The sequence below is a fragment of the Paraburkholderia sp. UCT2 genome (assembly GCF_014397665.1).
GTDB classification, from domain to species: Bacteria; Pseudomonadota; Gammaproteobacteria; order Burkholderiales; family Burkholderiaceae; genus Paraburkholderia; species Paraburkholderia tuberum.
On sequence record NZ_VZQO01000016.1, the window covers coordinates 1 to 15,217 of the forward strand.

Consider the following 15,217-nt stretch of genomic DNA (forward strand, 5'->3'; position numbering starts at 1 on the left):
GTCATGCTCCTTGCGAATACGTCGAGTATTCGCGGCGTCGCAATCCTTGCGAGCGGCCCTTCTCGCGGCAACGCACGTGCGTTCCATATGTAAACAGACCCTAAGGGGGAGCAGACATGGCTGGCGGCAACAATGCCCAATTCGACAAGATGCCCGTGGTGGCGGATCTTGCCAGCTTCGATACGCGCTCGGGTAACGCGCTCGAGCGGTTGATCTTCAACCGGCGTCCGTGGCTCATCATCATCTGCGCGATCATCACGGCGGTGCTTGGATTTCAGGCGCTGCGGCTCGATGTGAATGCGAGCTTCGAGAAGATGATTCCGCTGTCGCATCCGTACATCAAAAACTACCTCGCCAACAAGGCGGATCTGAAAGGACTCGGCAATTCGCTGCGGATCGTCGTCGAGAATCCGTCGGGTGACATCTACGATCCGAAATATCTCGCGGCGCTGCGGCGTATCAACGACGCGTTGTTCCTGATTCCGGGCGTCGACCGGCCTGGCGTGAAGTCGCTCTGGATGCCGATCGTGCGCTGGAACGTGGTCACGGAGCGCGGCTTCGCAGGGGGACCGGTGATGCCGGACGGCTTCGACGCGTCCGCGCAGGCAGTCGAACAGCTGCGCACCAACGTTGCCCGCGCCAACATCGTGGGCAGCCTCGTGTCGAACGATCTGCATTCGAGCATGATCCAGCTGCCGCTGCTCGATCATTACGCCGATACCGGCAAGCCGCTCGACTACGCGAAGCTCTCGCACCGGATCGACGAGGTCATCAAAGCGGAGGGCCGCGGCGAGGTGCAGGTTCACGTGGTGGGCTTCGCGAAACTGATCGGCGACCTGATCGACGGACTCAAGCTGGTAGCGATGTACTTCGGCGCGGCCGCGGGGATCGCCCTCGTCGTGATCTTTCTCTATACGCGCTGCTATCGCAGCACGCTGCTGGTGGTGGGGTGTTCGCTGATTGCGGTGGTCTGGCAGCTCGGCATCATTCGCACGCTCGGCTATGTGCTAGACCCGTACTCGGTGCTCGTACCGTTTCTCGTTTTCGCGATCGGCGTCTCGCACGGCGCGCAGAAGATGAACGGGATCACGCAGGACATCGGGCGTGGCACGCATCGCTACGTGGCGGCGCGCTACACGTTCCGGCGGCTTTTCCTCGCCGGTCTCACGGCGTTGCTCGCGGACGTGGTTGGCTTCGCCGTGCTGATGGTGATCGACATTCCGGTAATCAAGGATCTGGCATTTACCGCGAGCGTTGGCGTGGGCGTGCTGGTCTTCACCAACCTGCTGCTGCTGCCGGTACTACTGTCATACATTGGTGTGAGTCCGTCGGCTGCACGACGCAGCGTGCGTGGCGAGCAGAACGACGCGCGCGGCACCTCGTCGGCGGGCGCGTTGTGGAATCTGCTTGATCGCTTCACCGAGCGCCGCTGGGCTGTCGGTGCGATCGTTTGTGCGGCGGCGCTCACGGTGTTCGGCTGGTCGATCAGTCAGCACCTGCAGATCGGCGACCTCGATTCGGGCGCGCCGGAACTCAGGCCGGAGTCGCGTTATAACCTCGACAACGCGTACACCAACGCGCACTACGGTCTGTCGAGCGACCTGTTCGTCGTGATCGGCAAGTCGTCGCACGGCACCTGCGACGCCAACAACTTCCCGCTGGTGCTCGAGGCGGACCGGCTCGAAACCGCACTGCGGGGCGTGCCGGGGGTGCAGACCACCACCTCGGTCGGCGGTCTCGCGCGCTGGATGACGTCCGGGTTCTACGAGGGCTACCCGAAGTGGTACACGATCGACCGCGTGCCTTCAATCGTGAACAAGACGGTGTGGCAGATCCTGCTCGATCATCCTGATCTGCTGAGCCAGACCTGCGGCACCGCACCGGTCATCGCCTATCTGACCGATCACAAAGCGGCGACGCTGTCGCGCGTGATGGAGGCTGCAGAGGCATTCGCGAAAACCCATAGCGACGCCGATCATCAATTCCTGATGGTCGCCGGGTCGGCGGGCATCGACGCGGTGACGAACGTCGTTGTTGCCAAGGCGAACCGCACGATGCTGTTGATGGTGTATGCGGCGGTGATCCTGCTGTGCTTCATCACGTTCCGCAGCTGGCGCGCGGTCGTGGTGGCGGTCGTGCCGCTCGGGATCACGTCGGTGCTGTGCGAGGCGCTGATGGTCAAGCTCGGCATCGGCGTGAAGGTGGCAACGCTGCCGGTGATCGCGCTGGGCGTGGGCATCGGCGTCGACTATGCGCTCTATCTGCTGAGTGTGCAGCTCGCGTATCAGCGCGCTGGGCAGCCGCTGCGTGTAGCCTATCGGCACGCGGTGCAGTTCACCGGGAAGGTCGTGGCGCTGGTCGGTGTGACGTTGGCTGCCGGCGTCGTAACGTGGGCGTTCTCGCCGATCAAGTTCCAGGCCGATATGGGCATCCTGCTCACGTTCATGTTCCTGTGGAACATGATCGGCGCGCTGATCCTCATTCCGGCGCTGTCGCATTTCCTGCTGCAAGGCATTTCGCGTAAAGCAGTGGCGAAGGGCGGCGCCGCCGGTTCCACGAAGGTCGAGGCCTGTAGCGGTGAGGCAACGCTGCGGTCGTGACTGCGTAACGGGTGCCGCTCTTCAAGCGGCACCCTGGCAGGACAAAAGAATTGGCCCGCTATCCGTGGAGATAGCGGGCCGGGTTGCCTGCAGGTCACGCGGCGTGTTGGGGCGAACCGCTCGTTGCGCTACACCACGGACATCGAGAAGCTCAGGATCTCCGAGACCCCGCCGTCGACCATCAGCATTTGCCCATTCATGTAGGAGCTCGCTTCGGAGGCGAGAAAAACCGCGACGCCGCCGAGTTCCTCGGGGTTCCCCCAGCGTCCCACCGAGATATGCGAGCGCACGATTTCCTTCATCTGCGGGTTGGACGTGACAGGCTCGGCCATTTCGGTGAGGAAGTAGCCGGGGCAGATGCCGTTGCAACGAATGCCGTGTCGGCCCAGTTCCGCGCCGAGCGATTTCGTCAGTCCGGCAATCGCGTGCTTGCTGGCCACGTATGCCTGCAGCTTCTCGCGACCGAGCACCGACACATAAGACCCGACGTTGATGATGCGTCCGTGTCCGCGGTCGATCATCTGGCGCGCAACTTCCTGCGCGAGCACGTAGGCGGCCGTGACGTTGGTATCCATCGTTCTTTGCCACATGTCGAGGTTCGACTGCAGAAAATCACTCCACTCGCAAATGCCGGCATTGTTGAGCAGGACGTCGATGCGTCCGTGGCGTGCAAGGACGTTGCGAACGCCGTTTCTGATTGCGCCCTGATCGGTGAGGTCGAACGGTTCGATATCGACGTCGCCGCCCGCTTGACGAATCGATTTCGCAGCGGTTTCGAGGCTCGCGCGCGAACGCGCGCACAGTATCACCGTCGCACCCGCTGCCGCCAGCGCGTTAGCCATGGCGAAGCCGAGGCCGCGCGACGCGCCGGTGACGAGCGCAATCTGTCCTTCCAGTGAAAAGAGTTTCATAGTCTGACTCCGTGGATCATGCGAAGGCTGGTTACCGGTGGCGAATGACGATCTTGCCGAAATGCTGCTGGCTTTCGAGGTGCCGCAGCGCATCCGGTACGCGCGCAAAGTCATAAACCGAGTCGATGACGGGCTTGAGCTTGTGGAGTCCGATCGCGCGGTTCATCGCTTCGAAATCCTGACGGGAGCCGACGCGGATCGGCGCGATCGACAGTCCGCGCGCGAAGAATCCTTCGCCGGGAGAGGGGGCGCCGGTCAGCAGTCCGACCACGCTGATGCGCCCGCTGTCGCGAGTGGCGGCAATGGACTTGCCGAAGGTTTGGGCGCCGCCCACCTCGACGACCAGATCGACCCCAAAGCCATCGGTCAGGCGCAGCACGGCGTCATCCCAATTCGGCGTGTCGCGGTAGTTGATCGTGGCGTCGGCGCCGAGTTCGGCAAGCCGTTTGAGCTTCGCTTCGCTCGACGAAGTCGCGATCACGCGCGCGCCGAACAGACGGGCGAGCTGCAGAGCGAACAGCGATACCCCGCCAGAGCCCTGTACGAGCACGGTTTGGCCCGGCAGCAGCGGCGCATGCTGGCACAGCGCGTTCCATGCGGTGAGCGCGGCGCAAGGCAGCGTTGCGGCCTCCTCGTCGGAAAGATGATCCGGAACGCTAACCAGCTCTTCCTCGCTCAGCACCGCCTTGTCGCGCAGCATGCCTTCGACGATAGCGCCGCGGCCCAGCGTATCCGCGTGTTGCGGGCGGGTGCCGCCGTGCCAGTTCTGCGCGAAATTGGCCATCACCCGGTCGCCGGGTCGGAAGCGCCGCACGCCTGGGCCGACGGCATGCACGACGCCCGCGCCGTCCGAGGCCGGAATGAAGTTAGGCGCCATCCAGTCGCGATACGCACCGTTGACCAGCAGCAACTCGCGGAAATTCAACGAACTCGCATTGACCTGTACCAGTACCTGGTGAGCGCCGGGCGGCGCCGGATCGGGTTCCTCGCGTAGTGCCAGACCCGCAATACCTTCAAACCGTTCACATCGATAGAGCTTCATTGGTCGTCTCCATGGTGTCGAACGAGGGCGTCGAATTGAGCGACAAGCGACGTCCTCCTCATTCTTCTCGTTGACAGCTACAAAAAGATTAGTTCAGAATATAGAACATTGTTCAACAAAGCGTTCGGAGCGTCAAATTGAAAATACTGGTCGCGGTGAAGCGCGTGATCGACTACAACGTGAAACCTCGGGTGAAGTCCGATGGTTCGGGCGTCGATCTGGCCAACGTGAAAATGGCCATGAACCCGTTCGATGAGATCGCGGTGGAGGAGGCGGTGCGCCTCAAGGAAGCGGGCGTGGCGAGTGAAGTCGTCGTGGTGTCCGCGGGAACCACGCAATCGCAGGAGGTACTGCGTACGGCGCTCGCGATGGGGGCTGATCGCGCGGTGCTGGTGGAAAGCGATGCGGATCTGCAGCCGCTCGCGGTCGCCAAGCTGCTGGCCGCCGTGGCCGCGCGGGAAACTCCGCAACTGGTGCTGCTCGGCAAGCAGGCCATCGACAACGACGCGGGACAAACCGGCCAGAAGCTCGCCGCGTTGCTCGGCTGGCCGCAAGCCACGTTCGCGTTCAAGACGGAAGTGGACGGTCAACAACTGCTCGTCACGCGTGAGATCGATGGCGGACTCGAACGTGTCGCGCTCGATCTGCCGGCGGTGGTCACGACGGACTTGCGTCTGAATAGTCCGCGCTATGTGACGCTGCCCAACATCATGAAAGCGAAGAAGAAGCCGCTGGAGACGCTGAGCCCCGACGCGCTTGGGGTCGACGTTGCACCTCGTCTGAAGGTTCTCGAAGTGACCGAGCCGCCGGCGCGTAAGGGCGGCGTGATGGTTCCCGATGTTGCAGCGCTGATTGAAAAGCTTCGTCACGAAGCGAAGGTGATCTGATCATGACTATTCTCGTTATCGCCGAACACGACAACGCAAGCCTCAAGCGCGCCACGCTCAACGCCATCACGGCGGCGGGCGCTGCGGGCGGCGAGATTCATGTACTGGTCGCAGGCCACGGTGCGTCGGCGGTGGTAGAGCAGGCCGCGAACGTTGCCGGCGTCGCCGAAGTGCTCGTCGCGGATGCACCCGAATACGCGCATGGGCTGCCGGAAAATCTGGCCGCACTCGTCGTTTCGCTGGCTAGCGGTTATACGCACGTGATCGCGGCCTCCACGGCCGTGGGCAAGAACTTCATGCCGCGGGTGGCCGCGCTGCTCGACAGCGCGCAGATTTCCGACGTGATCGCTTTCAAGGCCCCCGATGTGTTCGTGCGTCCGATCTACGCCGGCAATGCACTCGCCACGGTCCAATCGTCCGACGCAATCAAGGTCGTCACGATTCGTCCGACCGCCTTCGATGCGGCCGCTACCGGTTCGGCCGCCGCGCCGTCGCGCGCAGTCGCATCGGCAGCGGTTTTCGACAAGGCCCGTTTCGTCGGCCAGGAACTGACGAAATCGAGCCGGCCGGAGCTTGCGGCAGCCAACATCGTGGTGTCGGGCGGCCGAGGCATGCAGAACGGCGACAACTTCAAACTGCTCGACGCGCTCGCGGACAAGCTTGGCGCCGCAGTCGGCGCGTCGCGCGCCGCGGTCGACGCCGGCTTCGTGCCGAACGACTATCAGGTCGGCCAGACCGGCAAGATCGTCGCGCCTCAGTTGTATATCGCGGTGGGTATCTCAGGCGCGATTCAGCATCTCGCCGGTATGAAGGACTCGAAAGTCATCGTCGCGATCAACAAGGACAGCGAGGCGCCGATCTTTCAGGTGGCCGACTACGGTCTGAGCGCCGACCTCTTCGACGCTGTCCCGGCACTGACCACGGCGCTCGATTGACGTTCGCCCGGATTGACACCGAGCGGAACGCTGTTCAAGATAATTGAACAGCTAGTTGCAATATGGCCGTCGACTGCGCGGCCCCCACATAAAAAGGCGGAACCGGTGCCTACGCCGGCCATATGACGAAGGAGATAACAATGGGTAACACCAGTCCCGATTCGGGTGAGCACACTGTCCGCCTCGATTTTGTCCCGAAGGACAGTTACCTGTCGAATCAGTTTCTCGAGCGCGAGAAAGAGCGCCTCTGGCCGCGAATCTGGCAGGTCGCCTGCCGTCTCGAAGAGATTCCCAACGTGGGCGACTTCGTGACCTTCGACGTGGCCGGCGAATCGATCATCGTGGTGCGAACCGCGGGAGATCAGATCAAGGCCTTCTTCAACGTCTGCCAGCACCGTGGCCGGCGCCTGACTAATGGCTGTGGCAAGGCCGCGAAATTTCACTGCGCCTATCACGGCTGGCAGTGGAATCTGGATGGCAGTCTTGCGCGTGTGCTCGACAGGCAAGATTGGGAAGGTTGCCCGGACATGGCTGACGGGGACCTTCGTCTCACGAACGTACTGGTCGATACGTGGGGCGGGTTCGTGTTCATCAATATGGATCCGGATGCAGAGCCGCTCGCGAAATTTCTCGACCCGGTGCCGGAGATCACGAACTGCTTCGAGTTCGAAAAGATGCGCTACCGCTGGTACAAGTCGATTCGTCTGCCGTGCAACTGGAAGGTTGCGCTCGAAGCGTTCAACGAGGGTTATCACGTAGCGGCAACCCATCCGCAACTGCTCGACGTCGCCGGCGATGACGTGACGCGCAGTTTCTCCTATGGCCGCCATGGGATGTTTGGTTATTCGACGGCTACGCGGATGATCGGCGCGCCCTCGCCGCGAACCGGCAAGCCGATGCCGGAAGACGTCCGCCAGGGGCTCGTGAACTTTTTCCGGGTAATGGAAGAGACTCTGAAGGCGATCAATACCGCGCGCGATTACGAAGCCGCGAAGCGCCTGATGACCGAAATGTCGCCGTCGGGTAACCAGTTCGAAGTCCTTGGGAAGGCGATGGAATTTCAGCGCGAGGCGGCCATTGCCGAGGGTGCGGGCTGGCCCGAGATCTCTTTCGAGCAACTGGGTCGCGCGGGAGCGGACTGGCACGTCTTTCCGAATCTGGTGTTCCTGCCGTACCCGGACGGCGCGTTGTTCTATCGCGCGCGGCCGGACGGCGACAACCCGGATTCGTGCATCTACGACATCTGGTCGCTGCAGCGCTTCGCGCCTGGGGCGGAGCCGCCGTTGAAGCGCGAGTTCTATTACGGCGTGGACGACTGGAAGGAGAACGCGCAGGAGAACTTCGGCCTGATCCTGTGGCAGGACTTCCAGAACATGACCAACGTTCAGCAGGGCATGAAGTCGCGCGGCTTCAAGGGTTTGCGCACCAATCCGCTGCAGGAATCGTCGGTTTCGAACTTCCATCGCGCGCTGCGCGAATTCATCGCGCGGGATGAGTGATGTCGACAAACTGGGACGCAACCTACGACTTCGTGGTGGTCGGCAGCGGCGGGGGTTCGATGTGTGCGGCGCTTGCCTGCAAGTCGGTGGGCAAAAAAGCACTGATCATCGAGAAGCAGGCGAAGGTCGGCGGCTCGACCGGATATTCGGGCGGGGTCTGGTGGCTTCCGAACAATCATGTGATGAAGCGTCACGGCGTCAGCGATTCCTATGAACGCGCGCGCCAGTACTTCGATGCGGCGGTTACTTATCAAGGCCCGGGCACCTCTGACGCGCGACGCGAGGCTTACCTGCGCACCGGCCCGAAGATGGCCGAGTTTCTCGAGCAGCAGGGGATGCAGTTCGTGTACGCGGACGGCTGGTCCGATTACTACGACACGCTGCCCGGCGGCGAGCCGCGTGGCCGGTCGCTGCTGGCCAGGTTGTTCGACGTGAAGGAACTGGGCGAATGGGCGCCGCGTCTGTCGCGCTACAAGGGGCCGTCGATGCCGGCCAACTCGGACGAGTATCCGCAACTGTTTCTGATGAAGCGGACGTGGGGCGGCAAGCGCAAGGCGATGCAACTGGGTGGCCGGATGCTCTACCAGAAGATCACCGGCAAGGAGCTCGTGGCCAACGGCGCGGCGATTCAGGGGCGCATGCTGCAGATGGCGCTGCGCGCGAACGTGCCGATCTGGACGGACACGCCGGTGCGCGAGTTCATCGTCGAGGATGGACGCGTGACCGGCATCGTCGCGGTACGCAGCGGCCGCGAGTTGCGCGTGCGCGCTCGCGAAGGCGTCCTGCTGAATACCGGCGGCTTTTCACACAACGCGGAAATGCGCCGCAGGTACCAGCCGCAGCCGTCGTCCGCGGACTGGACCAATGCGAATCCGGGCGATACCGGTGAAATCCTGCAAGCCGCGATTGCGCTCGGCGGCGCAGTGGACTGCATGGAGGAAGCGTGGTGGGTCGTGACGTCGCTCGGTCCCAACGAGGAATTGCCCGAAGGTGCACGCGCGCCGGATGGTTCGCCGCTGCCGTTCATGCATCACCTCGACCTGTCGCTGCCGTTTTCGATCATGGTCGACCAGGACGGCGAGCGCTTTTGCGACGAAGCCGGAGCGTACATGGAAATCGGTCAACGCATGTACCAGCGCCACAAGCAGACCGGTAAGGCCGTTCCCGCATGGGTCGTCATGGACAGCCGGCAGCGTAAGTACTACCCGTGGGGCACGGCGATGCCGGGCCAGATTCCGCAGAAGTGGCTCGACAGTGGATACATGATCAAGGCTGGCACGCTCGAAGAACTGGCCGCGAAATGCAGTATCGACCGTGCTGGGCTGCTCGGGACCGTCAAGCGCTTCAACGGCTTCTGCGAAACGGGCGTCGACGAAGATTACGGTCGCGGCTCGCGCGCATTCGATCGCTGTCATGGAGACCCGACCATCAAACCGAACCCCAATCTCGGGCCGATCGAGGAGGGGCCGTTCTACGCCGTGCGCATGTATCCAGGGGATGTGGGCACGGCAGGCGGTCTCGTGACCGACGAATACGGGCGCGTGCTGAAGGACGACGGTTCGCAAATCCCTGGGCTGTACGCCACCGGCAACTGCACGGCATCCGTGGTTGGCCGGTGTTATCCGGGCGCCGGCAGCAGCATCGGCGCATCGTTCGTGTTCGGTTACATCGCGGCGCTGCATGCGAGCGGCGCGCAAAAGATCTGGTGACACAGGAGAGTGACGAATGAATGCCTATCAGCCGCCCAGCAGCGAAGTCCTGGTCGACATCTACAGGCGCATGGCTCTCATCAAGCAGAACGATGAGCGCTTTCGTGCCGTTATCAAGGCCGGCAAGCTGGTGATGCCGTACTACTCGCCGCGCGGCCAGGAAGTGATTCCGTCGGCGATGTCGGTGTGTCTCAGCGACGACGACTACATCTGCACGATCTACCGCGGCGTCCACGACATGATCGCCAAAGGTGTGCCGCTCAAGGAACTCTGGGCCGAGCTCGGAGGGCGAGTGACGGGGACGTGCAAAGGCAAGGGCGGCCCGATGCACGTCACGCATCCCGCGTCGGGCGTCATGGTGACGACCGGGATTGTCGGCAGTTCGATGCCGATCGCAAATGGGCTTGCGCTCGCCGCGCAGATTCGTGGTGAATCGCGCGTGGCCGTGGCCTACTTCGGTGACGGCGCATCAAACATTGGCGCCTTCCACGAGTCGCTGAACATGGCGTCCGTGTGGAAGTTGCCGGTGATTTTCGTCTGCCAGAACAACGGCTATGCCGAGCACACCAAATACGCGTATGGCACGTCCGTGCCGAACATCGCCCAGCGCGCCGTCGCCTACCAGATGCCGGGCATCACGGTGAACGGCAACGATCCGATTCAGATGCACAAGGCGGCGCACGAAGCGGTCGAACGCGCGCGCAACGGCGGCGGCCCGACGCTGATCGAAGCGAACACGTTCCGCTTTCAGGGGCACGTGTTCGGCGACCCCGACGCCTATATGGACAAGCACGAAAAGGCCGCCTGGCTCGCGAAGGATCCGGTGCCGCTGTTCCGTCAGTGGCTCATCGATGCGAAGCATGCGACCGAGGAGCAACTGGTTGCGATGGAAGCCGAACACGAGGCGCAGATCGACGCTGCGGTCGAATTCACGCTGTCGAGCGAATATCCCGATGTCGCGGAGCTTCGGCGCGACATCTTCAAGGACGAGGTGCTTGCATGAGCCAGCAGCCAACCAACATCAACACCATCCAGGCGGTCAACTTCGCGCTCGACGACGCGATGGCCGCCGACGCCAACGTAATCGTGCTGGGTGAAGACGTTGCCGACGGCCAGGAGGGCGGCATTGTCGGCGTAACGAAGGGACTGTCGTCGAAATACGGCACGTCGCGGGTGCGTTCGACGCCGATTTCGGAGCAGGCCATCATCGGTGCGGCAATCGGCGCTTCGATGGTCGGGATGCGTCCTGTGGCGGAAATCATGCTGATGAACTTCACGACCGTCGCGATGGACATGATCGTGAATCACGCCGCGAAGCTGCGGTTCATGTCGGGCGGACAGACCAATGTGCCGATCGTCATCCGCACCATGACGGGCGCGGGCTTCGGCACGGGTGGCCAACATGCCGACTACCTCGAGGCCTGGTTTGCGCACGTTGCCGGCATCAAGGTCGTCACACCGTCGAATCCTGCCGATGCGTATGGCTTGATGCTGTCCTGCATCCGTGATGACGACCCTTGCCTTTTCATCGAGAACATGCCGACCTACTGGAATCCGGGCAGTGCGCCGGAGCGCGGCGTGGCGATTCCGCTTGGCAAAGCCAACGTGATTCGCGCGGGTACCGACGTGACGGTGATCAGTTACAGCCGCCGCGTGCAGGAAGCCATGGCTGCTGCCGAAGTGCTGGCGAAAGATGGTGTCGCCTGCGAAGTGATCGATTTGCGCACCGTCTCTCCGTTGGATACCGAAACTATCCTGACTTCGGTTGCAAAAACCGGGCGCGCCGTTGTCGTGCACGAAGCCGTCAAACCGTTCGGCGTGGGTGCGGAAATCGCATCCCGTATCTACGAAGCCCTGTTTCGCGAGCTCAAGGCGCCCGTGCAGCGCGTAGGCGCGCAATTCTGCCCCGTGCCGTTCTCGAAGCCGCTCGAAGACGCGTTCGTACCGGGCGTGGCCGAAATCGAATCGGCGGTTCGCGCGACGCTGAAATGACCAGCACGAACACCCGGAATTCCATCATCAATAGAGCAAGGTCATGACCACACAAGTTCTGCTTCCCAAACTGGGCTTTTCCATGAACGAAGGCACGCTAGCCGAATGGCTGGCGGACGACGGCGCAACCGTGAGCGAAGGGCAGATTCTCTACGCGCTCGAAAGCGACAAATCGATTCAGGAGGTCGAGTCGCCCGCGTCGGGCACGCTGCGCATCGTTGCCCAGGTTGGCGAAGTGTATCCCGTCGGCACGGTGCTGGCGGAAATCGTCTGATTGGCCGCAGGCCGTCACGCTGTCCAACAGTCGTTCGAAGAGGCATCCGCGATGAGTGTCGAATCCGTTGCTACGCGACCGCAGTCCGATGTGAATACCGGCCCCGGCGAGGCTGCAGTCCCCGCTTTCGGCGCGAATCTGCCGCCTTGGCCGCAGGTCGATTTCGCCGAATTCGGCGAGGTGGAAGTCAAGCCGGTATCGCGCATCCAGAAGCTCACAGGAGCCTTCCTGTCGCGCAACTGGCTGACGATCCCACATGTGACCCACCACGACGACGCTGATATTACGTCGCTCGAAAGTTATCGCAAGGCCCGTAACGAGGCGGGCACGGCGGTTAAGCTGACGCCGCTCGTCTTCCTTATCAAAGCCGTGGTGCGGGCTTTGCAGGAGTTCCCGCAATTCAACGCGTCGCTCGACGGTGACGGCAAAAACATCGTTCTGAAGAAGTACTTCCACATCGGGGTCGCCGTGGACACGCGCTTCGGATTGCTCGTGCCGGTGCTGCGCGATTGCGACCGGAAGAGCGTCGAAGAACTCTCGGTGGAACTTGCAGCAATTTCGCAGAAGGCGCGCGAAAAGGGTTTATCGATGGCAGAGATGTCGGGCGGTTGCTTTTCGATTAGTTCGCTCGGCGGCTTTGGCGGTACTGGTTTTACGCCTATCGTCAATGCGCCGGAGGTGGCGATTCTCGGCGTGACTAAAACCCGGCTGGTAGCCGCGCCGGCGGACGACGGCGGCGTCAGCTGGCGCAAGATGCTGCCCCTGTCGCTCAGCTACGACCATCGAGTGATCAACGGAGCCGACGCGGCGCGGTTCGCCGCATTCATTGGAACCGTGTTGGCCGATCCGCAGACGCTCGCTGGCTAACAGTCGATCTGACAAAACAACGACAGGATTGAGATGAGAACCCTTGGCGAGATGATCGAGCGAAACGCGCGCTTGCATGCCGACCACACGGCGCTCGTGTACGCCGACCGGCGTCTGACGCACAGTCAGTTGGCGGAGCGTGCACGCCGCTTTTCGGGAGCGCTATATGAGCGCGGCCTGCGGCGTCAGGACCGGGTTGCGATCCTCGCGATGAATTGCGCGGAGTACTACGAGAGCTACCGTGCATGCGAATGGGCCGGCTTCATTCTGGCAACCGTCAATTTCAGGCTGGCCCCCGCGGAGATTCTTTATATTCTTAAGGACGCGGCCCCCAAGGCGCTCGTATTCGAGGCTCAGTATGCCGACGTCGTGAACGGACTGCGTTCGCAACTGCCCGAAATCGAGCAGTACATCTGCATTGGCGACGCACCGGATTGGGCCGTTTCGTTCGAGGCGGTGATGGAAGCCGGCCCAGTGGAAGGGCCGCCGATCCGTTCGAAACCGGAAGACTACGCGTACCTGATGTACACGAGCGGCACCACGGGGCGTCCCAAGGGCGTCGTGCGCACGCACCATGCCATGTGCGTCACCGCCGAAAGCTGCGCGCTGGTGACGGAGTTTTCGGGCAATACCCGCGTGCTACAGACGACCCCGGCGTTCCACGTCGGTGGAATTGGCTTCGTTAATTCGGTGGCCTGGATGGGCGGCACGACGGTCGTGCATCGCGCCTTCGAGCCGAAGCAAATGCTCGAGACGATCGCCGAAGAACGCATCACCTTCACGTTCATGGTTGCCGCGATGCTTCAGGCGGTCCTCGATGTGCCCGAACTGTCGAGCTATGACGTGTCCAGCATCGAAAACATCGTCACGGCGGCAGCCCCGGTGCCTGCGCCGCTGCTGTCGCGCGGCATTCAGGTGCTCGGCCCGGTGTTTTCGGTCCAGTACGGCATGACCGAGAGCAACGCCTGCTGGTTGCCTGCGCACGAGGTCAAGCCCAAAGGGTCTCCGGAACAGGTACGGCGTCTCGCATCGGTGGGGCGCCCGTGCCCCGGCATCGACCTGCGCATCGTCGACGATCACGGCAACGATCTGCCGCAAGGTCAGACCGGCGAGGTCTGGCTGCGCTCGCTGACGCAGTTGAGTGGCTACTGGAACAACAGCGTGGCGACGGTGGAAGCACTGCGCGATGGCTGGTATCGCTCGGGCGACATGGGCTACCAGGACGAGGACGGCTACATTTTCCTCGTCGACCGCAAGAAGGACATGATCATTTCCGGCGGCGAGAACATCTACAGCCGTGAAGTCGAAGATGCGCTGCTCCAGCATCCGGCAGTCATCGACGTGGCGGTGATCGGCGTGCCGCACGAGAAGTGGGGAGAGTGCGTCAAGGCGATCGTCGTGTTGCGCCGTGGCGAGCAAGCGGGCGAAGCCGAGTTGATCGAGTTCTGTCGCGGCTTGATCGCGAGCTACAAATGTCCGAAAGCCATTGCATTCGTCGACGAATTGCCGAGGCTGCCGACGGGCAAGATCAGCAAGGTCAGTCTGCGCGCGCAGTTTGCCCGGTGAACGGCAATCGCCTCAATTGGAGGGAATCGACCATGGCCAAATGGCTGAAAACATCGGAGTGCGTGAAGTTTGAAGTGGCGCAACGCGTTGCGCGCATCACGCTGAGTCGTCCGGACAAGCGCAACGCCATCAACAATCCGCTTCTGCAGGAACTCAAGGCGGCATTGCTCGAAGCCGACGACCTCAAATCGGTGAACGTGATCGTGCTGTCGGGAGCTGGCCGCGACTTCTGCGCGGGCTACGATCTGGTGACGACCTATTCGGATCGGGCCGCGGACGCCGCTGATCCGGGTGACTATCGTGGAACGATTCGCAGCTTCGACGACGACTGCTGGTCGATGGAGCGGCAGTCGGAGACGGTCAATCTGATGGCCGATATCCACAAGCCGATCATCGCGCAGGTGCATGGCAACTGTCTTGCGGGCGGCACGGATCTCGCGCTGGCGTGCGACATGGTGATCGCCGCCGACAACGCAAGGATCGGCTTTCCCGCCACGCGCGCGAACGGCTCGCCGCCTGCGCATATGTGGTTCTATCACGTCGGCCCGCAGTGGGCGAAGCGTCTGTTGCTGTCCGGCGACTCGCTGACGGGCCGCGATGCCGCGAAGATCGGGCTCGTCATGGATGCGGTGCCGGCAGAGCAGCTCGAAGCGGAGGTGGGCGAGTTGGCACGCCGTCTGTCGTTTGTCGATGCCGATCTGCTTGCGGCCAACAAGCGCATTGTCAACATCGGGCTGGAGCTGGCCGGTTCGCGCACGCTTCAGCGGCTCGCGGTGGAAAACGACTCACGGGCTCACCAGAGCCTGGGGCCGCGCCGCGCGCAGTTCAAGGCGGACATGGAGGCGGTTGGCCTGAAGGAAGCGCTCAAGCGCCGCGACGAGCCGTTCGGTGACGGGATGATCCGCCTGCATGCTCGCGGCAGTTGACCAGACCGT

13 protein-coding genes are annotated in these 15,217 nt (G+C 62.6%); 11 read left to right on the plus strand and 2 right to left on the minus strand.

The genetic code is table 11. The annotated features are described in order from the left end of the window. Positions 1 to 116 precede the first annotated feature (116 nt). Positions 117 to 2,600: an efflux RND transporter permease subunit gene (locus tag F6X39_RS15250; protein WP_187617206.1), complete on the plus strand. Its 2,484-nt coding sequence runs from the start codon at positions 117 to 119 to the stop codon at positions 2,598 to 2,600. 128 nt (positions 2,601 to 2,728) lie between these two features. Here F6X39_RS15250 and F6X39_RS15255 read toward each other — a convergent pair whose 3' ends face one another. Together F6X39_RS15255 and F6X39_RS15260 are read right to left on the minus strand one after the other, a co-directional pair. Further along, a complete protein-coding gene (locus F6X39_RS15255) occupies positions 2,729 to 3,511 on the minus strand; it encodes a glucose 1-dehydrogenase (protein ID WP_187617207.1) in 783 nt (260 codons plus the stop codon). A 31-nt stretch (positions 3,512 to 3,542) separates the two neighbouring features. Beyond that, complete coding sequence (locus F6X39_RS15260) at positions 3,543 to 4,553, minus strand: zinc-dependent alcohol dehydrogenase family protein (RefSeq protein ID WP_187617208.1); 1,011 nt, start codon at positions 4,551 to 4,553, stop codon at positions 3,543 to 3,545. A 137-nt stretch (positions 4,554 to 4,690) separates the two neighbouring features. Here F6X39_RS15260 and F6X39_RS15265 point away from each other — a divergent pair, with 137 nt between their 5' ends. The 10 genes from F6X39_RS15265 to F6X39_RS15310 all read left to right on the plus strand — a co-directional run bounded on the left by F6X39_RS15265 (position 4,691) and on the right by F6X39_RS15310 (position 15,208). Then, positions 4,691 to 5,440, plus strand: a complete 750-nt coding sequence (locus F6X39_RS15265) for an electron transfer flavoprotein subunit beta/FixA family protein (RefSeq protein ID WP_187617209.1) — start codon at positions 4,691 to 4,693, stop codon at positions 5,438 to 5,440. A gap of 2 nt (positions 5,441 to 5,442) precedes the next feature. Beyond that, complete coding sequence (locus tag F6X39_RS15270) at positions 5,443 to 6,375, plus strand: electron transfer flavoprotein subunit alpha/FixB family protein (protein ID WP_187617210.1); 933 nt, start codon at positions 5,443 to 5,445, stop codon at positions 6,373 to 6,375. A gap of 140 nt (positions 6,376 to 6,515) precedes the next feature. Then, positions 6,516 to 7,874: an aromatic ring-hydroxylating oxygenase subunit alpha gene (locus F6X39_RS15275; protein ID WP_187617211.1), complete on the plus strand. Its 1,359-nt coding sequence runs from the start codon at positions 6,516 to 6,518 to the stop codon at positions 7,872 to 7,874. Further along, positions 7,874 to 9,583, plus strand: coding sequence for an FAD-binding protein (locus F6X39_RS15280; protein WP_187617212.1), 1,710 nt, complete (start codon positions 7,874 to 7,876; stop codon positions 9,581 to 9,583). The genes F6X39_RS15275 and F6X39_RS15280 overlap by 1 nt, the downstream gene beginning before the upstream one ends. A gap of 16 nt (positions 9,584 to 9,599) precedes the next feature. Then, entirely contained in the window at positions 9,600 to 10,586 is a 987-nt protein-coding gene (locus tag F6X39_RS15285; protein ID WP_184064331.1) for a thiamine pyrophosphate-dependent dehydrogenase E1 component subunit alpha, read from the plus strand. Next, entirely contained in the window at positions 10,583 to 11,575 is a 993-nt protein-coding gene (locus F6X39_RS15290) for an alpha-ketoacid dehydrogenase subunit beta (RefSeq protein ID WP_184032226.1), read from the plus strand. The genes F6X39_RS15285 and F6X39_RS15290 overlap by 4 nt, the downstream gene beginning before the upstream one ends. 43 nt (positions 11,576 to 11,618) lie before the next feature. Next, positions 11,619 to 11,849, plus strand: a complete 231-nt coding sequence (locus F6X39_RS15295; RefSeq protein ID WP_018425497.1) for a biotin/lipoyl-containing protein — start codon at positions 11,619 to 11,621, stop codon at positions 11,847 to 11,849. Between the two features lie 51 nt (positions 11,850 to 11,900). Further along, positions 11,901 to 12,716, plus strand: coding sequence for a 2-oxo acid dehydrogenase subunit E2 (locus F6X39_RS15300; RefSeq protein ID WP_187617213.1), 816 nt, complete (start codon positions 11,901 to 11,903; stop codon positions 12,714 to 12,716). A gap of 33 nt (positions 12,717 to 12,749) precedes the next feature. Then, positions 12,750 to 14,282, plus strand: coding sequence for a class I adenylate-forming enzyme family protein (locus F6X39_RS15305; RefSeq protein ID WP_187617214.1), 1,533 nt, complete (start codon positions 12,750 to 12,752; stop codon positions 14,280 to 14,282). A 32-nt stretch (positions 14,283 to 14,314) separates the two neighbouring features. After that, on the plus strand, positions 14,315 to 15,208 hold the full coding sequence (locus F6X39_RS15310) for a crotonase/enoyl-CoA hydratase family protein (RefSeq protein WP_090808822.1): 894 nt from the start codon (positions 14,315 to 14,317) through the stop codon (positions 15,206 to 15,208). Positions 15,209 to 15,217: the final 9 nt, after the last annotated feature.